Below are 21,007 nucleotides of genomic sequence, written 5' to 3'. Positions count from 1 at the left end.
CTATTTACGCACTAGCTAACCCGCCCATTCCTTAGAATAGCGAGAATAATAATCAGCGCAGACGCTGAGTAAGCAGTATGTGTATTCGTGTTTTTAGGCATAGTATTTAAAAACAGTGCGCTGCTAGTGAGTATTTAATGACCCGAGTATCCTGTGCACAATGAAGAAAGTCAATGGGTTTTTAGGTATAGAAATTAGACCCATGCGAGTGGGTGGGCAAGCGGTAAGTGTAAGGTATAAGATGTAACGCTACCCTAGGCTTCAAATATGGTAATGCGAATAATCGTGCCCTGCTTTAAACAATCATAAATATCTTTATCAGTGAACCCGCTATTGCGGAGAAGTTGCCTGGCAACTAGCTTAGCGCCTTTTGTACATTGCTTGTCGTGTATTATCCGAAGTGCTTTGTTTAAATAACTAATAGAAGGCATGATAAATAACCTAACGCGCTAGGCGTAAGTTTTGTATGATATTTAAACGATATGTTTTGGTGTAATGATCACTCAAACCATACAAACTGTGTTACGAATTAAGGTGGAATTTGACCCTTGGAGTTACTTTATAGCTGGTTAACGGCCAATGATGCGATGTCGATGTCATCATCAGTAGTACTTGTTGTTACCTCCTTCTTTACGTCGATGATGACAGCAACGCTGGGTATTGGTGGCGGGGTCTTATTACTGGCAGTAATGGCCGGTACTATGCCAGTCAGTGCGCTGATCCCGGTTCACGGTTTAGTACAGCTTGGTTCAAACGGCAACCGTGCACTGATGACGGCAAGGCATATCGACTGGAATATGCTGAAGTATTTTTCTTTAGGCGCAATCGTTGGCGCTTTTTTGGCCTCGTTTGTTGTGGTTCAGCTGCCGTTGGTTATTATTCAATTTGCGGTTGCCGCATTTATTTTATTTCTGGTGTGGGGGAGTAAACCCAAAGCACAAGAAATGAACCCCGCGGGTAGAACATTGGCAGGGTTGGTAACCACGCTGGTTTCAATGTTTGTAGGTGCCACAGGGCCTTTGGTGGCGGCATTTGTACACCGAAATAATTACAGCAAAATGCAGATTACCGGCACGTTTGCCAGCTGTATGACACTGCAACACGGCCTTAAAGCGTTTGTTTTTACCTTTGTAGGGTTTTCTTTTGCCCAGTGGGCCGGACTAATCATTATTATGATTGCCAGTGGTGCGCTCGGCACATTCATCGGCTTGAAAGTATTAAAGCGTGTCCCCGCTGAAAAATTTATGCTGGCGTTCAAGATAGTGGTGACACTGTTGGCCCTGCGGCTCTTGTGGCAGGCATTCTCAACCTTATTTCCCGCTGTAATCTGACACAGCTCTTTACCTTCAAAATACTCACGTTAGTGCACAAGTTTTCATTTCTAGCGTTTAAAACGGCATGTGTATCAGACATTACGAGTAGATAAACCAGCGAAGGAGAATCACTGGTTTATCTTTATGCCTTTTGCAGTTTGAGTTTTAAACGGTTAGAACCTGTAGCTCAGCGATAAATGCCACTCTCGCCCCGCAGCGGGTACTCGCTCACCTACTGCAACATCAGTATTCATCACGCGGTTAATTCCTGCTGTGTGTGGGGCGTAGTGTTTATCAAACAGGTTATGAACGGTTGCCGTTACCTGAAGGTTTGACTGTGCATTATCTATAAGGGTGAAAAGCCCCGTAATATGCACCAATCCATATCCAGCGGTAGTGTTTTCACTTTGTAGCGCTGAAACGTGGTTTTGTGCTCCTACCAATTCTGACGTTAATTGGAGTGCCATTGGCGTATCAAGCAGCTGTGTGTCCCATTGAATGGTGGTGATCAGCTGTTCAGGGGCAATACGAAACAACGCATCGTCGATATCGTCGCGATTACCGTGCTGAACACTTGCTACTGCGTTAAGCTTCACGTTATCAAACACATTACCCGAAACAGTCAGATCTGCCCCTTTGATTACGGCGTCTGTATTAGTCCACTGAAATGGTATTGTGCCTGCCATCATGGTAGAGACCATATTGGCAGCCATATTCGTGCTGGGAGAACCAGTAATATAGTCTTCAATATCTTGATAAAAGAGACGAGGAGAAACTGACCAGCTTTTGAAACGGTAATCAATACCCACATCTATCTGGCGTGCAGTTTCGTTGTCTAGAGCCAAGTTACCAATGTAGTTAAATCCGTCTGCCATTCCCCCAGAAATACCAAGAGGTAGCCACGTATAGCGCTCGAAGTAAGTAGGGGCACGGTTTTTCTGCGATACGCCAAGGACAACATCGACATTGTCGCTGGCGTGATATCGCGTGCTAGCGGCAATATCTAACATGTTATAGCTCTTACTGCGTTCTGCCGCGTTGAAATCATCAACGAGTGAAGCAATGGCAGGGTTCATCATAACCATATTAGAACCGGCTAGCCCGGCATCCATGTCAACACGTGTATATCGGGTACCAATTGTTGTTGAAAAGGATGCTTTATCTCGCTGCCATTCTGCGTACACGCTGGCTGTGTCTTTTTCTACGTTGGTAAAGTTATCAACGAAGAACATGCCGTTATTAGGGTTGGTGATGGTCGAGTTATTCCTGCTGTGGTGCAGATTGGCACCCAGTTTGAGGGCGCCTTTATAAAATGGCATTACATAGGTGGCATCTACACCTTGAGCAATAGCATCAGCGTTATTCTCTCTCGCCATGTCGGCAGACATCACCATGCGCTGTGAGAAGTTGTCCATGGCATGTTGGTTGCTGTTGCCAAACCAGCTTAACGTGAAGAACTCCCTATCATTTGCGTTATAGCGATAGCCCAGTCGATACCAAGCGGCATCAATAAAACCAATGTCCATGGCTAAAGCAGGCGTGCCGCTTTCGTTAGTATTAAGTTGCTGAAAACTCACATCGACTTGGTGATTGCCCCACTCGACGCCCGCCCTAAACTTACCGCCATTTCTTTGGTAATGGCTGTTTGGTATAACGCTGTTATCTCCCGACTCTTGTTCGTCGCGCTGCTGATGAGTGAAGGCGCCGCTAACAAAAGCCTGCTCACTCTTATAAAACAGATTGCCTTGGTATTGCTGACCGCTCCCCGGAGATATTGCGCTGGCACTTACGCTACCGCTAAAGCCTGTATTCAAGTCAAAAAGTGCTGAGGCATCAGAGTGAATGCGAAGCTTTCCGCCTAGCGTCTGCACACCTGCACTTACTGGTACAATCCCCCGGTAAAGGGTGGCGGTCAGTCTTGGTTCTGGCAGCACATGAGAAAGGGGCGAGTCCATGGCGTTTGGTCCTGCTCCAGCAATATCAACGCCATCAATGCTTACGCCAACTCGGTCACCATAAAGTCCTCTATACTGAATAAGCCCGGTGACTGGGCCGTTTCGAGATATCGACACGCCAGGTAATGTGGCAAGCTGATCGCCAAAGTCAGCGTCAATATTGCTGGTAGCACTAACAGACTCTTGCTCGATATTTTGCGTGCTAAGGGAAAGCGGTGTGCCAATAACGGTGACCACTTCTGTCGAAGTGTTATCGGCTAAGTCGATGGTGTTTGCGTAAATGTGTACGGGCGCGCACGCAGTGAATACGGCAAGCGCAATGATAGATTGCTTCATAACAATCCCATTTTAAAAAACGAGTGTTGTGCATGGTGAAAGCATGCATGTTCAGTGTGTTTGGGAGGTTGTTATGCGTGTGGTGGGGCACGACTTAGCGGCGCCGCGTAAGCAAAATCTGTAAAGGGCTTAGCCGCTAAACGCGCGACTAAAGCGCGATAGCGAACCAGCGATAGTAAAGGTAATGTGGCATGTAGTGGCTCGTCAACCTGAGGTAAGTCGGCTAACGTGCCATTGGTACAGTCAACGTGCTCGGCGGGTGCTTTGAGCAGTTCGGGGCTAACAAAAACGAACTCACCTTCAAACTCAGTGGCGCTAATTGAAATGTAGCGCATGGTCTTGCCAGTACAAATAAGTTCAATATCTTCACCTACAAACGCACGTGCTTGCTGCATAGTATGGGCAGCAAGGCCAAGTGCTAATGCATTTTGCAAAAGCATACAAAGGCAAAGTGTTAGTGTAAGTAGGCGTCTTAAAGTCATTTTTCTTTATCTGGTTAGCGCCTTTTTATCATAGCCTGCGTTTTGGTAATTTTTCTACCTATTATTTTTTACGTATCTCCAACCCCCGCTTTTTTCAGCTTTCTGTAAAGTGTACGGGTACTCACTCCCAGCGCTTGTGCAAGTTGCTGGGTATCGCCTTCAAAAGACGTGTGAACCTGACGTAAGTATTGGCGTTCCAATTCGTCTAAGGTCACAACGTTACTGTGAGATGAAGAGGCATCATTGATAGCATCAGAGCTTATGTTATCGAGCTCGGGTAAGTCTGTATCGTAAATAACGGTTTCATCAGCCAGTAAAATAGCTTGGTCTACAATGTTTTTGAGTTCGCGAATATTGCCTGGGAACGGGTAGTTGGTTAGTTTTTCTAGCGCGTTTTTATGAAACCGTTTTTTCTCTTTAGACATTGCCAAAAAGTGAGCGGCTATCAGTGCTATATCTGATTTTCTTTGTCGTAAAGAAGGGAGGTTGATAGGAAAACCGGCAATGCGGTAGTAGAGGTCCTGTCTGAATTCGCCCGTTTCCACCATATGCTTTAGATTTTTGTGTGATGCACACACTAAACGAAAATCAGCCTTTTTAGACACTGTGCTTCCTACAGGCCGATAAGTTTGCGACTCGAACAGCCGCAGAAGCTTTACTTGTGTTGAAAGTGGGATATCGCCGACTTCATCAAAAAACAATGTGCCGCCTTCCGCTGCTTCAACGAGCCCTTTCTTATTTGTGGTTGCGCCTGTAAATGCCCCTTTTTCATAACCGAATAGTTCGCTTTCAAGCAGCGTGTCAGACATGCCGGTACACTCGATGACAACAAATGGTTTGCCAGCACGGTGACTACTCGAGTGAAGTGCTTGGGACACCAGCTCTTTACCCGTGCCGGTTTCGCCAAACAATAGTACTGAAATATCTGAGTTAGCGGCGCGATTTATTTTGTTTAGCATTGCTTTAAATGCCTCTGATTCGCCGACCATCTTTCCTGCTGAAGGTCGGTTTGAGGCAAACGAAAGCTTATCAAGTATTTCCAAGAAACCTAATAATTCTCCGCTACCGTCGAAGATCGGGCGCATGAGGATGTCGCAGTAGCTTTGACCCTCACGGGTGGTATGAACGTGTACTACGCTAGCCGCTCGTCCTGTGGCTTTACTCTCTTGCATTGGGCAATGCTCGCCGCACTTATCGCAAGGTTTGTTGTTGCGGTGAGAGACTTGATAGCAGGTACTAAAGCCAAGCTTTATATCCACAGGGTAGGTATCTCTGTAGGGCTGGTTGACAGCTTCAATAACGTAGCTTGGGTTAATGAAGATTGCGGGTTTATCTATCGCATCTATCATCGCTTGTACTATGGATATATTCATGGGTGGCTGAATATTAGTTTGTTCTAATTTAATTTTGGCAATTTATCATATTGGCATAGAGCTTGTTCACTGTTTGAGACAAACGACAATACTTCGGTAGCAACTCATTCAGTTCCAAAGAGAGTTTTATAATGAAAAATAGCGTAATGCTGGTGGCGATAAGCTTATTGGCAAGTAGTGCTCATTCATTGGCAGATACAGTGACTGCCAATGAGAAAAAAAGTGAAAACAGTGTACAGGAAAAAGTCAAAGAAGCGCGATTACACGCAAAAGCACTGGGAGGCGCGCTAAAGTCACGACTACAGCAAGCAATTCAATCCGGAGGGCTAGAGGCTGGCGTTAACGAATGCCAGATTGCAGCGGCTCCTATTGGTCTGGCGCTTAGTCAAAACGGGTGGGAGGTTGGGCGTACCGCGCTGAAAGTAAGGAACCCAAACAATGCGGCAGATCAATGGGAGCGTGAGCAGTTAGCGTGGTTTTCACAATTACTGACCAAAGCTAAGCAAGACAATTTGGCCCCTAAAAGACCTATTGAAACTTATCAATACGATAGCGAAAGCGGTGAGTTTAGGTACATGATGGCGATTGAACAAGGTCAGGTGTGCATGGCATGCCACGGAGCTAATGTGGCGCCTTCAGTAAAACAATCCATTCTAAAGCACTATCCCAACGATCAAGCTACAGGGTTCGAATTGGGAGAATTACGAGGCGCGTTCACACTCTCATATACCCCTTAACTTTTCCTTATACTCCACTTTTTGACAATCTGCTAAGCAGCCTTTCTCTTGTGCCATATTTGTCACCTAAATGACAAATATGGCGAATGCATCGCCATCAATTGTTGCGTTGGATCAATAAGCCACACGCTCGGTCGTGGAATAATTTATCTGCACAGTACGAAAATACCGCCGTTTATCGGTAATTGCGCTTAAGCAGCCAAATTACTGATGTATGGCATAAACCGTGCTCTTGCCATGCGGCATATTCACGTGTTCATCACTGAATTTTAAACCACTTTTCTGCTAAGCGTTTAACGCGCAAACGAAATACAAGGGAGATAACCCATGAGCGATACGTTAATAGAACTATCGCGGTGGCAATTTGCATTAACTGCAATGTTCCACTTTATATTTGTACCCTTAACTTTGGGGCTTAGTTTCCTACTTGCCATTATGGAATCGGTATACGTAATGACGGGTAAAGAAATTTATAAGCAGATGACCCAATTCTGGGGAAAGCTGTTTGGAATTAACTTTGCCATTGGTGTAGCCACAGGTTTAACCATGGAATTCCAGTTCGGAATGAATTGGTCTTACTATTCTCACTATGTAGGCGATATCTTCGGTGCGCCACTTGCCATCGAAGGCCTAATGGCCTTTTTCCTAGAATCTACCTTCGTGGGGTTGTTCTTTTTTGGCTGGGACAAAATGTCAAAGGTGAAGCATCTGATGGCGACTTGGCTGGTGGCCATTGGTTCAAACTTCTCTGCACTGTGGATCTTGATTGCTAACGGCTGGATGCAATATCCAGTAGGCGCTGAATTTAATTTTGAAGCCATGCGTATGGAAATGACCAGCTTTGCTGAGGTTATTTTTAACCCCGTAGCACAGGTCAAATTTGTTCACACTGTATCAGCAGGTTACGTGACCGGCGCAATGTTTGTGTTGGCAATTTCAAGTTACTACCTGCTTAATCATAAGCATATCGCCTTTGCGCGCCGTTCGTTCGCCATAGCTGCTAGCTTTGGCCTAGCCTCAACGCTTTCTGTGATCGTGCTAGGAGATGAAAGTGGTTATGAGCTTGGTGATGTACAAAAAGTGAAGCTGGCAGCAGTTGAAGCTGAGTACGAAACCCATCCTGCACCTGCGCCGTTTACTGTGTTTGGTATTCCAAACGACGAGAAGCAGGAAACCGAGTACGCCCTTCAAATTCCTTGGGCAATGGGCATTATTGCTACCCGTTCGTTAACCGAAGAAGTAAAAGGTATTAAGGATCTTAAAGAAGAGAATCGCGAGCGTATTCTGAGCGGAATTAAAGCCTATGAAGTGCTTGATGATGTAAGAAACGGCACCGCGACAGCTGAGCAACGTACTGCCTTCGACCAAAATAAAGACAGTTTAGGCTACGCTATGTTGCTAGAGCCTTTCACTGAGAACGTTTCAAATCCTTCTGATGCCGCGCTTCAACAGGCAGTAGATTACAGCATTCCGCCGGTTGCCCCATTGTTTTGGAGTTTCCGCCTTATGGTTGTGGCTGGCTTTATTATGCTTGCGCTATTTGTGTGCGCCTTTTACTACAGTACTAAACACAAGATTACTAAGCCACGTTGGCTATTAAAAAGCGCGCTCTACGGTTTGCCGCTTCCTTGGATTGCCTGTGAGGCTGGCTGGTTTGTCGCTGAATATGGCCGCCAACCATGGTCAATTGCAGAGGTGCTTCCGGTACATACGTCGGTATCTAATCTCGCCGTAAGCGACGTGGTAATAACCCTTGTAGCCTACAGTGCTTTCTACACCGGCATGTTCATTATTGGTTTTTACCTAATGAAGAAGTTTGCCAAGAAAGGGCCAGTTCCACCTGAAGATAAGCAGCCTGACACTGAATTTGATCTTATTGACCTTGATGAGCAAGGAGCAAAAGCATGATTGATTATGAACTACTGAGAGTCATTTGGTGGTGCTTGGTTGGCGTTCTGCTAATTGGCTTCGCGGTTACTGATGGCTTCGATTTGGGCGTTGGAGCACTGCTCACGCTTATTGGTAAAAATGACAAAGAGCGTCGCGTAATGATAAACACGGTAGGCCCGCATTGGGATGGCAACCAAGTTTGGTTTATCACCGCAGGTGGCGCTATTTTTGCCGCGTGGCCGATGATTTACGCCACTGCGTTTTCTGGGTTTTACCTCGCGCTGGCCCTTACCTTAATTGCCCTTTGGATGCGCCCGATAGGCTTTGATTACCGCAGTAAATTACCAAACCCGCAGTGGCGTAAAGCGTGGGATTGGGCGTTATTTGCTGGCGGTATTATCCCAGCCCTTATCTTTGGTGTGGCGTTTGGTAACCTGCTGTTGGGCGTACCGTTTGAAATGGACAGCACGCTTAAATCAACCTACACAGGTTCGTTCTTTGGCCTTTTAACACCGTTTGCGCTGGTGGCAGGACTGCTTTCTGTGGCTATGTTGCTGAATCACGGTGCAACCTGGCTACAAATGAAAACCGATGGCTTTATTGAAGTTCGCGCACGTGCAGTATCGGTTGTGTTAAGCCTGGCTGGTGTCACGCTATTTGTACTTGCAGGTCTGTGGGTGGCATTTGGATTAGACGGCTTCGTGATTACGTCGGCAGTCGACACTATTGCAACGTCAAATCCACTTAAGAAAGAGGTTGCCATTGAAGCTGGAGCTTGGATGAGCAACTACAGCAAATACCCCCTTATGATGGCAGCACCTGTGCTGGGTATTATTGCGGGTCTGGCCTGTGCGCTTTTCTCTAAGAAAGGTAATGCAGGTATGGCGTTTGTATCGAGTGCGCTATTTATAGCAGGCGTTATCTTAACGGCTGGCTTTTCAATGTTCCCATTCCTAATGCCAAGCATCACTATGCCAGAGGCGAGCTTAACCGTATGGGACGCTACGTCTAGCCATATGACGCTAAACGTAATGTTTATCGTTGCCTGTATCTTTGTGCCTATTGTACTTAGCTACACGGCCTATAGCTTTTACGTAATGCGCGGGCGCATTAAAAACGAAGACCTCGACCAGTCTCACACCATTTATTAAGGAGAACGCTATGTGGTATTTCGCTTGGATTTTAGGAGTTTTGCTGGCGTGCTCTTTTGGCATTATCAACGCCATGTGGTTGGAGTCGACGGAAAATATGGATAGACCCGAAGACCAAGAATAGAAGTGGAGGTAGGCTGGCCGCAAGGACACGGGGTGAACTCGTCCATGGGGGCTCTTCGGCAGCGTCCCTGCCGCTGAGGGTTCTTGCAGCCAGCCCACCACCACTTGGAAAAGAATGAAAAAGAAATGCGAAATTTGCTCTCATTACTAAGTAACGCAAAAGAAGAGTCAAAACCACAGTGATCAAAGAAAAAGTTCCCAACCGGCAAACGCTTAATGCGTGGTGCAATGAGATGGATAAGGCGCAGTCGCTTGGCTTGCGCACTTCGCTTATGGCGCAAGTAGTGGTTAAGTGTTTGTCGCTTTTTTCTTTGATTATTGGGTTCTATTATTTTTCTCATATTGCTCATGACTGGGTAGTAAACCAGTCTCCTGCAACAGCGAGTGATGTCACAGGACTTGCCGTTTCTCTGGGGCTTAGCTGGCTGCTACAAGGCGCATTCAATGCCTTATCTAGTAGTGCAAGAATGCAGGTATTAAACAAGCTCGAACAGCACCTACAATACGTATTCATTGAGCGTCAATATGCGCTTATTCGACAGCACTCGGTTTACTATTGGCAAACGGTGTGGCTGCAGCACTTACAGGCTTTTGCTGACTGGGCACTTGAATATCGAGTGCAGCAAATGATTGCAGTTGTTGTCCCCTTGTTTGCTTTAGCCGTTATCTTTTATGTGAACCCCGTTATAGGGATTGGCCTACTGCTTACATTGCCAGTAGTGCCACTTTTTATGATCATTGTGGGCAAGGGAGCCGCTGCCCTACATCGAAAGCATTTTATCGCCCTTGAACGTTTGGGAAGTTTATTTACTGATAGGTTAGCCGCGCTGCCGATGCTGGCAAATTATCAGGCGCATCAAAAACAAACAGCCCTGCTCAAAGATGCCAGTGAAAATTTGAATGCGCGTACTATGAAAGTAGTGAGCGTAGCGTTTTTGTCCAACAGCGTGCTCGACTTCTTCGCAACACTCGCGGTTGCACTTACGGCAGTATTTATTGGTTTTTCACTGTTAGGAGAGTTGAGTATTGGGCCGGAAATAACGCTCCAGCAAGGCTTATGGATATTGCTGACTGTGCCATTGTTACTCAGTGAAATGAAAAAGTTGGGGCAGGTATACCATCAGAAGGCGCAAGCAGAAGCCGCCAAAGCTGAACTCGCGCCGTTATTCTCGCGCTTCACACAAAATATTGATGGTAGTGCAGTGAACCCGGTCAACGCTGACACAACCCACCATTATTCATCAGAACACGAGGTATTGCTTACGGCTAACAACCTTAAGGTTTTTGACATTAACGCCGGGCAAACTCACTCGCAAAGCTCTCACGCTACAACGGATGTTGATGAGCCGTCTGTGCTTTTGCACGCTGAATCTCTAGAAGTATCAAAGGGCGATAAAATACTCATTAGCGGGCGCTCTGGTTCAGGTAAAACACTATTATTAGAAGCCTTAGGCGGTCAAAGACCTAGCACACATACATTCAGTGAACCGGTAATTTGGATAACCCAGCACCCCGTGATCACGCCAGGTACCGTGCGTGAAAATTTGTGTTTAAACGACAGCTTTACAGACGACGCGCTTATGAAAGCGCTAGAAGCAGTAGAACTTGACTTGTGGCTGTCGTTATTGCCTTTGGGGCTTGATACGGTAATGACGGATTATCCACTGCTTTCAGGTGGAGAAGCGCAAAGGCTGTCGCTTGCGAGAGCGCTGTTGCGCAAAGACAATATATGGTTACTAGACGAGCCTACAGCCCATTTGCCAGATTCCCAGCATGCAAGATTGGGACAGTTAATTGAACGTTTGGGTCGAGACAAAACACTGATTTGGGCTTCTCACAAAGCACTCCCTGCAAACTGGTTTAACCGCTTTTGGACGGTATCGCGAAGCACGCCCGAACAAGACGCCATTTCCAACTCAAAGTCAAAATCAGAGGCAGGGCTTAAAAGCAAAATAGGCGCATTACAAGACGAGCACCTACAAGGCTGTAGCAGTGTGACGGCAACGAGCTTTAAGGCGAATGCCAATCAAAAGGAGTGTGGCCTTGATGAAAAGTAAACCGGCTTATCTCACGCTACTGCTTGCTCTTTTACACGGTGTGGCAGGAATAACCATTCTTGTTATTTCTTCGTGGTTTATCGCTATCAGCGCTATTGCACCTGTAGGTTTTAATTACGTTATTCCCGCGGTGGTTATTCGCGCGCTAGCACTACTTCGCATTGCTTCGGGATATGCCAATGTGTGGGTGGGTCATAACGATTTGCTTACCCGTATTGCAGAGGGTCGCTTGCTTGTATTCAGTCAACTTGAAAACAGTAAAATTACCGACAAAGCGTTCACAACAGAAGCATTAGCCCAGCATACCGAAACGCTTGCCAGTCGGTGGATTGCTTGGATAGCTCCGCTTTCTAACATTACATTTATATTCACAAATCTTTGCATTGTTGCAGTATGGTTTGACCTTCCCGGCACGTCATTTTTACTTACACTTTTTGTTATTTGGCTCTTCATCGTTGTGCTGCAAGGCTTTAGTGGTTTAAACGTTGCGAAAAAAGCGACAAAGGAAAATAAAGTGTTTCGCCAAGAGTCAGCCGACTTCCTTAACTGCAGCGCTATATGGCACTTAAATAAAGCAATGAACAACATGCCAAAGGAAGAGGGTGGGCATGCGATCGATAGCATGCCGAGTGCTGACAGGGTGTGGCGACAACAAACTACGCAGAAAGATAAAGCGCAACGCGCGAGCTGGTGGTTTCAGGGCGCGGCATTTTTTGCGGTAGTGTTAGTTATGTCGGGCGCAGTTAGTCCAATATCTGACTTTTCGTATATGCCTATTGCTATTGTTGTGCCCATGATATTGATGGCTGCGCCTGATTGGGCTGGTGCAGCTTTTCACAGCATTACCAAGTTTGCACAGCACAAACAAAGCGCGAAAGCCCTTAAGAAGCTCAAAACCTCACCCATTAAAGTACTTGAACGCACCGAACTGCACCATTCACTTACGTTATCTGATTATACTGCCAAAAATAGACGCTTACCTTTGGTCAATGCTACATTCCCAGCCACTGGCATCGTATGTATATCCGGGCCGTCAGGCTGTGGTAAGTCATCTTTGCTTCAGTCAATTGCGGGGGTTGTGCCTTCTACTGGACTTAAAGAAGTGGATGGCATGCGTATAGCCGATGGCTTAATTAAAAACTGGCGCTATGTGGAACAAGAGCCAATAGTGCTTTCTGGCAGTGTCTCTTCAAATTTAGACCCTGCCGGAATGGGTATTCCCCTTGATGACATGACTAACCTGTTAGCTCAATTAGGGCTAGAGGCACTGTTGCCGTTGTCTATGTGGGTTGGCAAGGCGGGTAGGACGCTCTCTGGGGGAGAGCGTAAGCGACTAGCCTTAGCGCGCGCTATTTTATCTCACGCAAAAGTGTTGCTTGTTGATGAACCCTTCGAGGGCTTGGATGTGACTACTCAGCATAAAGTGTGTGAGGTATTAAATCGCTACGCTGCCAACCATCTCATCCTAGTTGCTTCTCACGTTACGCCAAGCGCGTTAAATGTATCATCAACACTACTATTAGAAGAGGCGAGAATGGATAACCTTTGTGCAGGTCAGCATGCTATCAGGTTGCCTTAATATACAGGATTGACCTCAGCTAAGCGGATCGCTCAAATTCTTCCGTGATTTCTTCCAAGGTTCTTCCTTTTGTTTCTGGGAAGAACTTAGCAACTAATATCAGGCTGACTAAGGCAAACACGCCGTAAATTGCAAACGTGGCCGCGGCTCCCAAGTTGGCCAACTCCCAAGGGAAAACAACTTGAACTAGAAAACTGGTGAGTGAATTCACCATGCCCACTAATGAAATAGCCAAAGCGCGGGTTTGATTCGGAAAAATTTCAGCAAGCATTGCCCACATCACTGGGCCAAGAGACATCGCGAACGAAGCAACAAACGCAATAATGCCAAACAACACTAAAGGTGCATTCATATTAATACTGCTAGTTAGCAATGGTTGCTGATACGCATCGTATTCGTCGCTGGTAAGTGTGGTCTTTAGCGTGCGCTTAAACTCAACGTCTGAATAGTAAATATCGTTGGTTAGTGGAGTTAGCTTTATTGCCACACTCGGCGCATCTTGCTGTATTTCGTTTATGGCCGTTTGCTGTACTTGATATGTCGCCTGTTTAAAGCCATAGGTACAAATAGACATGCTGATCACTACGCCAGTTAAGCCAATCAGCAGCAGCGGTTTTCTTCCCCATTTATCAATAGTTAGCATAGCAACCACGGTAAATGCTACGTTAACCAAGCCAATCCATACAGCCTGCATAAATGCCGCATTGGTACCTACACCGCTTTGTTCAAAAATCGTGGGCGCGTAAAAAAAGATAACGTTAATGCCGGTAATTTGCTGAGCAATGGCAATAATAATGCCCACCATTAACGGAAATCGCATGGCCTTCGCCTTTAGAAAGCCTAGGCGTTCACGAAAAGGCCACGACTTTTCTTTAAGTGAAGACGCTATATCTTCAACAAGAGCGCTGGCTTGGGCTTTGTCGAATAAGCGGTTTATAACCTGTTCGGCTTCCTCGTGTTGGCCTTTTAGTACCAGCCACCTGGGGCTACGCGGAATAGTAAACAGTAAACCAAACCATAGTGCTGCGGGGATAACCTCCAAGCCCAGCATGTAGCGCCATAAATGTGTATCTAAACCCCATTCAGCAACCCAACCTGCACCGCTATTGCTGAGCTGCAACAGGTAATAGTTGGTGAAATAGGAAAGGGCGAAGCCAAATACAATATTTAGCTGGTTCACCGACACCATTTTGCCTCGGTTTTCTGGGGCGCTTATTTCCGAAATATACAGCGGGGCAATGATCAGCGAACAAAAGGCAATGCCGCCAATAAAGCGAGAAAGCACTAATAGTTCGAAATTAGGGGCTAAGGCAGAGCCGACAGAAGAAAGCAGGTAAAGGAAAGCGACAAGAATGAGGGCTTTGCGCCTGCCAATAGCGTCGCTAACGCCACCGGCAAATAGCATGGCTATTAGCGCACCTAGTGTCGGTGAGCTTACGACGAAGCCTTGCTGCCAATCGCTTAGGTTAAATTCGGCATCGATAAAGCCATTGGCTCCCGCTATTACACTGGCATCGAAGCCAAAAATAAACCCTCCAAGAGAGACAATGAGTGTGTAATACAGCGACGGAGACAGGGCTTTATTCATTTTATAATTTGCCTAATGTGTCCCTATTTACTACTTCGGGTTCAAATAAGTGCTCAATAGGAATAGGGCTTTTTATGTCATAAACATGTTGCAGCACCCAATAAGCAGCCATTTCTCCCATAGCGTGAATAGGGTTATTAATGGTAGTGAGTTTTGGATAAAGGTAGCGCGAAAACAGTACGTTATCGAAGCCAATGATAGAAAGCTGTGACGGTATATCAAATCCCGCTTCTCGTGCAGCGGTCATTGCACCAGAGGCCATTTCGTCGTTCGCGCATACCAATGCGGTAAAGTCAGAGAATGTTCTCTGAAGATGCTGCATGCCTTCTTGGCCTGATGACTCGTGGAAGTCACCTTCAAAGACACTGTTTTCACGAAAGGTAACCCCTGCTTCTTGAAGGGCTCTTTTGTGACCTGCCAGACGATCGCTCGCATCCTTTTTAAATAGCGGGCCGCTAATGTACGCAATCTTTTTGTGGCCTGCATCAATAGCAGCTTTCGTTGCCATGTAGCCGCCTCTTTCGTTGTCCACAACAAAGCAGTTCTCGTCGAGAGCGTCCACTTTTCGGTTTATCACAACAACGGGGATCTTACTGTCTACTAGTGTTTTTAAGTAGTCATCGGAGACGGCTTCAGCGTGAAGAATCAAGGCATCGCAACGGCGGCTTTTTAAAAACTCAATAGCTTCGTGCTCGCGCTTTTCATCCACATGACCGGCGGTAATAATAACGTGCTTACCGTTTTGTTTAAGCACATGTTCTACCGTACTCATCAAGTCGCCAAAGTAAGAGCCGTGCAGTTCAGATACGAGCAAACCGACGCTGTTAGTGCGGTTTGACGCAAGAGATTGCGCAATGGCATTGGGCTGGTATCCCAACGATGCCATAGCATCCTCTACTTTTTTGCGGGTGCGCTCGCTTACCTTCGCGTTGCCATTCATAACGCGAGAAACGGTAGCTAACGAAACACCTGCGGCCTCTGATACTTGGTAAATTGTTGCCATACGGTTTGGTACTTGTCCTTATTTGATACCGCTAATGTACCCATTTATCCGGCTCTTAACCAGTTTTGAATAAGCCAAAGCGCTTTGTTTTGGCGTACGTTTTTGGGTTTCGTAGTCGACATAAACAATGCCGAAACGCTTTGAATAGCCCAGCGCCCACTCAAAGTTGTCCATTAGGCTCCATGCAAAATATCCGCGTATGTCTACGCCTTTTTCTATTGCCTCATTTACCGCATTTAAATGGGTGTGGAAGTAGGCGGTACGCCCATTGTCCAACACTTCCCCATCTATGAGCTCATCATCCATTGCTGCTCCGTTTTCAGTGATATAAATAGGCGGTAAGTCATAGCGTTGGTGCAAATCAACAAGCAGCTCGGTAAAGGCATCAGGAGTGATTTCCCAGCCCATTGCGGTTAATTCGGTTGTGGCTGGAGGCACAATTTCAAACCAACCATTGCCATCACTTTGATACACAGTGCGGGTGTAATAATTAATGCCTAAGTAATCGATTGGTTGGCAAATAATAGCCATATCACCTTCCGCAATGTCTGGCTTAACGTCGGGAGCGAGCTTATCGATAATGTCTGGATATTTGCCTTCAATGATAGGCTTTAGATACCATTGATTGTGGTAATCATCGGCGAGTTTGGCGGCGTGTATGTCTTCGGGTGAATCACTTTTTGTATGGCAATTGCTAAAGTTAAGTACGATACCGTTTTGGCTTTTTGGGCAAACTCGGTTAAGCACCTTCAACGCTAAACCGTGAGCAAGCAATAAGTGATGCGCTGCCTTTCGACCATTTGCCATGCCTGTCTTTCCAGGTGCATGAATGCCTGCCTCATAACCCAAATAGGCTGAACAAAATGGCTCATTTAATGTCGCGTAAGAGTGGACTTTTTCGCCCAACGCGTTTGCTACGGCTTCAGCATATTTTTCGAATGCATAGGCTGTGTTGCGATTAAGCCAGCCACCATTGTCTTCAAGGTGTTGCGGTAAATCCCAGTGATAAAGCGTCACGAACACTTTCATGCCGCGCTTGATAACTTCATTGACTAAGTTTTCGTAAAAGCGCATGCCCACTTCGTTTACGCTACCGTCCTGTTTCATCACTCGTGGCCACGAGATAGACAGTCTATAAGCATCAACACCAAGAGAATCAATTAGCTCTACATCTTGTTTCCACAAATCTATGTGGTTACAGGCAATGTCACCATTAGTGGCATCAGTAATGGCATTTTTCTTTTCGCAGAACGTGTCCCAAATACAATCTAATCTTCCTTTTCTGTCTCCCTCTATTTGGAAACTTGATGTAGCCACACCAAACAAAAAGTCTTTCGACAACATCATTGAATTGGATGGAAGGTTAATTTCTTGCATCGTGGGTATGTCCTGACTATAACAATTTTTTCATATTAACCCTGCGCTAGACAGGGCAAATAACATCATATTTACATTGAATTCGATGACGCTTCGTGTAATTATCTCTTCAATGTAAGCGCTTACAAAATTATTTAAAGTTGGATGTAAGCGCTTTCAAATGTAAATTTATCATTAAATAGAAAAATAGCAACAGAGGTTATTCGTGGACACACCAGTGCAGCCTAATATTTCAAGCGCCCAAGAGGCAGAGGCAAACGGTGGATACCGTTTTGCGCTTATCTCACTCACCACGCTGTTCTTCATGTGGGGTTTTATTACCTGTTTGAATGACATCCTTATTCCTTACTTAAAAGGTGCATTCAACCTTAGCTTCACACAAGCAATGCTGATTCAGTTTTGCTTTTTTAGTGCCTATTTCATTGTGTCACTGCCTGCAGGCATGGTGGTGTCGCGCATTGGTTACCAGAAAGGTATTGTACTTGGGCTCGCTATAGCCTGCGTGGGGTGCTTGCTGTTCTTCCCCGCTGCATCAAGTCAAATATACGGTATTTTTCTGTTAGCTCTTTTTGTATTAGCGTCTGGTATAACCGTACTTCAGGTGTCTGCCAACCCTTATGTAACGGCACTCGGCGACCCTAAAACTGCCTCGTCACGACTCACCATGACCCAAGCATTTAACGCTTTTGGTACAACCGTGGCTCCCTTCTTCGGTTCTTATCTTATCTACGGCGCTACAGGAGAGCATGGAGGCGGTACGCCAGGCGCTTCAGACGTGCAAGTGCCTTACCTAATTCTTGCAGCGTCTTTGCTTCTTCTGGCTCTTATTTTCATGTATTTAAAGCTGCCGAAGCTAAATCACACCAGCGCAAGCACTGGAGTATTTAAAGGAGGTGCATGGCATCACAAGCACCTTGTTTTAGGCGCTGTCGGCATTTTTATGTATGTCGGCGCGGAAGTGGCTATTGGCAGCATGCTAGTGAATTATCTAGCGAGTCCGGCGGTTGGCGGATTAAGTGAGGCAGGGGCGGCCAAGCTACTTGCTTACTACTGGGGAGGCGCGATGGTAGGGCGCTTTATCGGTGCTGTGGTTATGCAAAAAATCTCGGGTGGCTACGTACTGGCGTTTAACGCTTGTATGGCTATTGCGCTTATTTTGCTATCACTTTCAAGCACAGGAGACATCGCGCTATGGAGCATTTTGGGAGTAGGTTTGTTTAACTCAATCATGTTCCCTACCATTTTTAGTCTTGCACTTCACCAGCTAGGAAAAGACACCCCACAAGGTTCAGGCATTCTTTGTTTAGCCATAGTTGGCGGTGCCATTATTCCATTGCTTCAAGGCATGCTTGCAGACACCGTCGGCGTTACGCTGTCATTTTTACTACCCGCTTCTTGCTACCTTTACATTGCCTACTATGGGCTTGTAGGAAGTCGCGTATCTCACATTAATACCACTGAAAAGTAACGAGGATAAATAATGCGAAAAAGTATAATCGCGAAAGTTGTTACCGGTGCATTGGTTGGCGTTTTAGTTAGTGCATGTTCAGCTGAAAAAAATACGGCTTCAGTCGATGATGTTGAGCCACAGCCAAACAAAGCGGGCGAGGTATGGCCTAAACTGGATATTGAAGTTAAATCAAACGCTACTGTCGAAACTAAGGTAGAAGAAATTCTGTCTACCATGACTATCGAGCAAAAAATTGCGCAGATGATCCAGCCTGAAATTCGCAATATCACGGTAGAAGATATGCGCAAATATGGATTTGGTTCTTATCTTAACGGCGGTGGTGCATTCCCTAATAACGACAAGCACGCCACACCAGAAGACTGGGTAGCACTTGCAGAAAAGCTTTATCAGGCTTCCATCGATGACAGTTTGGACGGCTCGACAATTCCTACAATGTGGGGGACAGACGCTGTTCACGGTCATAACAATGTTATAGGCGCAACCTTGTTTCCTCACAACATTGGATTAGGCGCGGCGAATAACCCTGAACTGGTAGAGAAGATTGCGCACATTACAGCTAAAGAGGTCATGGCAACAGGTATCGATTGGGTATTTGCGCCTACCGTTGCTGTGGTTCGCGATGACCGATGGGGCAGAACCTACGAGAGCTATTCTGAAGACCCAGCCATTGTTAGAGAGTATGCTGCTTCAGTGGTTAAAGGTCTTCAAGGCGCGGCTGACAAAGACTTTTTAAGCGACCAGCGTGTAATTAGCACGGTAAAGCACTTTGTAGGTGACGGCGGTACGGTTGGCGGTGATGACCAAGGTGACAATGTTGCCAGCGAACAAGCGTTATTTGATATTCACGCCCAAGGCTACGTGGGCGGACTAACGGCGGGCGCACAATCTGTTATGGCGTCGTTCAATAGCTGGAATGGCGAGAAACTTCATGGTCATAAGTACTTACTAACCGACGTACTTAAAGAGCAAATGGGCTTTGACGGGTTTGTAGTCGGTGACTGGAACGGTCATGGGCAAGTTAAAGGTTGCAACAACGAAGATTGTGCGCAGGCCATTAACGCAGGCTTAGATATCTTCATGGTGCCAAACGATTGGAAGGTGCTGTATGACAACACTCTTGCTCAAGTAAACGACGGCACCATCCCTATGTCGCGTATTGATGATGCGGTACGCCGAATTCTTCGAGTGAAAGTACGCGCTGGACTTTTCGAAAAGCCAAGCCCGGCAAACCGCCCGTTATCTGGCGACCGTTCGCTTATTGGTAAGGCAGAGCATAGAGAAGTGGCGGCGCAAGCGGTGCGCGAGTCTCTGGTACTGCTGAAAAATAAAAATAAAACCCTCCCGATTTCTGCAAGCAAACGCATATTGGTAGCGGGCGATGGTGCGGATAACATCGGCAAGCAATCAGGTGGTTGGAGTATTACGTGGCAAGGCACAAATAATACCAACGATGACTTCCCTGGCGGCAGCTCTATTTATGACGGTATTAAAGCACATGTAGAAAATGCTGGTGGTAACGTACAGCTATCGGTTGACGGTAGCTTTGAAACTAAACCTGATGTCGCCATAGTGGTGTTCGGTGAAGAGCCTTATGCAGAAGGTCATGGCGACAGAGAAACCTTAATTTATCAACACGGTAGCAAGACGGATCTAGCGTTGCTCGAAAACTTGAAATCTCAGGGAATTCCCGTGGTGTCGGTGTTTATCAGCGGCCGTCCGATGTGGGTTAACGCAGAGCTTAATGCATCTGATGCATTTGTTGCAGCTTGGCTTCCTGGCTCTGAAGGTGCAGCGGTGGCAGACGTTTTGTTTGGTGAGCAGGACTTTAAAGGCAAGCTGTCTTTCTCTTGGCCGTCAGAGCCTCAGCAGATCGTTAACAAGGGCGATGAAACCTATGAACCTTTGCTGCCTTATGGCTTCGGCTTAACGTACAGCGATGACAATGTTCTAAGCGATACGCTAAATACTGAAATTAAGGTGAGTACTGACAGCAACAAGCCGATGGAAATTCTAAAGGGCTCGGTTGAGGCACCTTGGGTATTATGGCTCTACTCTGGTGATGATTCTCTGGCAGTGAACGCAAGCACGCATACTGTTGGAGCCATTACTTATCGTACGGTTGATAAGGAAGTGCAGGAAGATGCGCGTAAAATCACTTTCGATGGCACCGAGTTCGCCGCTATGCGTTTTGCAAGCAAGAGCTTCTTCCGTGAAGATTTAAGTGCGCAACTACTTACGCATGGTGCCTTAAGCTTTAACGTTAGTCGTCACTCAGACATAAATGCACCTGTAACCGTAGGCATGAACTGTGAAGGCGAGGGAGACGCAGCGGGCAGCTGTTCAACTCAAATTGATATTAGCGAGCAGCTAAAGGCAATGCCAGCTGACACATGGACAAACATAAGTATTGACCTACAGTGCTTTGTTAATGAAGGTATCGATTTTACCGGCCTTGTTGTGCCGTTTGAGCTGGGAAGTTCAGGGAAGGCTAGCTTGAGTGTGGCAGATATTCAGTTTACCCCTGAGGCTGACAAATCGGCGAGTATAAGTTGCCAAAACTAAACAGTAAGTA

15 protein-coding genes are annotated in these 21,007 nt (G+C 46.3%); 9 read left to right on the top strand and 6 right to left on the bottom strand.

Going from position 1 to position 21,007, the window contains the following annotated elements:
• The first annotated feature begins 548 nt into the window (after positions 1 to 548).
• Positions 549 to 1,331 carry a sulfite exporter TauE/SafE family protein gene (locus BIZ39_RS04175; protein WP_049585629.1) on the top strand — a complete coding sequence of 261 codons (783 nt, stop codon included), beginning with the start codon at positions 549 to 551 and terminating at the stop codon, positions 1,329 to 1,331.
• 155 nt (positions 1,332 to 1,486) lie between these two features.
• Here BIZ39_RS04175 and BIZ39_RS04170 read toward each other — a convergent pair whose 3' ends face one another.
• The 3 genes from BIZ39_RS04170 to BIZ39_RS04160 all read right to left on the bottom strand — a co-directional run bounded on the left by BIZ39_RS04170 (position 1,487) and on the right by BIZ39_RS04160 (position 5,435).
• Positions 1,487 to 3,604, bottom strand: a complete 2,118-nt coding sequence (locus BIZ39_RS04170; RefSeq protein ID WP_187446419.1) for a TonB-dependent receptor plug domain-containing protein — start codon at positions 3,602 to 3,604, stop codon at positions 1,487 to 1,489.
• A gap of 71 nt (positions 3,605 to 3,675) precedes the next feature.
• On the bottom strand, positions 3,676 to 4,044 hold the full coding sequence (locus BIZ39_RS04165) for a hypothetical protein (protein WP_232379095.1): 369 nt from the start codon (positions 4,042 to 4,044) through the stop codon (positions 3,676 to 3,678).
• Positions 4,045 to 4,154: 110 nt separating this feature from the next.
• Positions 4,155 to 5,435 (bottom strand): sigma-54 interaction domain-containing protein, encoded by a 1,281-nt coding sequence (locus tag BIZ39_RS04160; protein WP_187446421.1) that lies wholly within the window; start codon positions 5,433 to 5,435, stop codon positions 4,155 to 4,157.
• Positions 5,436 to 5,590: 155 nt separating this feature from the next.
• Here BIZ39_RS04160 and BIZ39_RS04155 point away from each other — a divergent pair, with 155 nt between their 5' ends.
• From BIZ39_RS04155 to BIZ39_RS04130, 6 genes are all read left to right on the top strand, one after another.
• Complete coding sequence (locus tag BIZ39_RS04155; RefSeq protein WP_187446418.1) at positions 5,591 to 6,196, top strand: DUF3365 domain-containing protein; 606 nt, start codon at positions 5,591 to 5,593, stop codon at positions 6,194 to 6,196.
• Between the two features lie 327 nt (positions 6,197 to 6,523).
• Positions 6,524 to 8,104 (top strand): cytochrome ubiquinol oxidase subunit I, encoded by a 1,581-nt coding sequence (locus BIZ39_RS04150; protein ID WP_039229177.1) that lies wholly within the window; start codon positions 6,524 to 6,526, stop codon positions 8,102 to 8,104.
• Positions 8,101 to 9,237 carry a cytochrome d ubiquinol oxidase subunit II gene (gene cydB, locus BIZ39_RS04145; RefSeq protein ID WP_014951150.1) on the top strand — a complete coding sequence of 379 codons (1,137 nt, stop codon included), beginning with the start codon at positions 8,101 to 8,103 and terminating at the stop codon, positions 9,235 to 9,237. Before BIZ39_RS04150 ends, cydB begins: the two co-directional genes overlap by 4 nt.
• A 10-nt stretch (positions 9,238 to 9,247) precedes the next feature.
• Positions 9,248 to 9,361: a cytochrome bd-I oxidase subunit CydX gene (cydX, locus tag BIZ39_RS04140; RefSeq protein ID WP_014951149.1), complete on the top strand. Its 114-nt coding sequence runs from the start codon at positions 9,248 to 9,250 to the stop codon at positions 9,359 to 9,361.
• A gap of 232 nt (positions 9,362 to 9,593) precedes the next feature.
• Positions 9,594 to 11,417, top strand: coding sequence for an ATP-binding cassette domain-containing protein (locus BIZ39_RS04135; protein WP_222936454.1), 1,824 nt, complete (start codon positions 9,594 to 9,596; stop codon positions 11,415 to 11,417).
• The gene (locus tag BIZ39_RS04130) at positions 11,407 to 12,996 is read left to right on the top strand and encodes an ATP-binding cassette domain-containing protein (RefSeq protein WP_187446416.1); all 1,590 of its coding nucleotides are present in this window, start codon (positions 11,407 to 11,409) and stop codon (positions 12,994 to 12,996) included. Before BIZ39_RS04135 ends, BIZ39_RS04130 begins: the two co-directional genes overlap by 11 nt.
• A gap of 19 nt (positions 12,997 to 13,015) precedes the next feature.
• Here the strand turns inward: BIZ39_RS04130 and BIZ39_RS04125 are convergent, their stop codons facing one another.
• The 3 genes from BIZ39_RS04125 to BIZ39_RS04115 are packed head-to-tail and all read right to left on the bottom strand — an operon-like array spanning position 13,016 to position 16,964.
• On the bottom strand, positions 13,016 to 14,584 hold the full coding sequence (locus BIZ39_RS04125) for a sugar porter family MFS transporter (RefSeq protein WP_187446415.1): 1,569 nt from the start codon (positions 14,582 to 14,584) through the stop codon (positions 13,016 to 13,018).
• Between the two features lies 1 nt (position 14,585).
• Positions 14,586 to 15,587 (bottom strand): LacI family DNA-binding transcriptional regulator, encoded by a 1,002-nt coding sequence (locus tag BIZ39_RS04120; protein ID WP_014977687.1) that lies wholly within the window; start codon positions 15,585 to 15,587, stop codon positions 14,586 to 14,588.
• An 18-nt stretch (positions 15,588 to 15,605) separates the two neighbouring features.
• Positions 15,606 to 16,964, bottom strand: a complete 1,359-nt coding sequence (locus tag BIZ39_RS04115) for a GH1 family beta-glucosidase (RefSeq protein WP_187446414.1) — start codon at positions 16,962 to 16,964, stop codon at positions 15,606 to 15,608.
• A gap of 205 nt (positions 16,965 to 17,169) precedes the next feature.
• On the opposite strand from BIZ39_RS04115, the gene BIZ39_RS04110 reads away from it, so the two are divergent.
• On the top strand, positions 17,170 to 18,432 hold the full coding sequence (locus BIZ39_RS04110; RefSeq protein WP_187446413.1) for a sugar MFS transporter: 1,263 nt from the start codon (positions 17,170 to 17,172) through the stop codon (positions 18,430 to 18,432).
• Positions 18,433 to 18,444: 12 nt separating this feature from the next.
• The gene (locus tag BIZ39_RS04105) at positions 18,445 to 20,997 is read left to right on the top strand and encodes a glycoside hydrolase family 3 protein (protein ID WP_187446412.1); all 2,553 of its coding nucleotides are present in this window, start codon (positions 18,445 to 18,447) and stop codon (positions 20,995 to 20,997) included.
• The last annotated feature ends 10 nt before the right edge of the window (positions 20,998 to 21,007 follow it).

Source organism: Alteromonas sp. BZK5, from assembly GCF_014349115.1.
Taxonomy (GTDB): Bacteria; Pseudomonadota; Gammaproteobacteria; order Enterobacterales; family Alteromonadaceae; genus Alteromonas; species Alteromonas macleodii.
The sequence above is the reverse complement of the archived record's forward strand: the minus strand, read 5'-3'. Positions and strand labels throughout refer to the sequence as shown.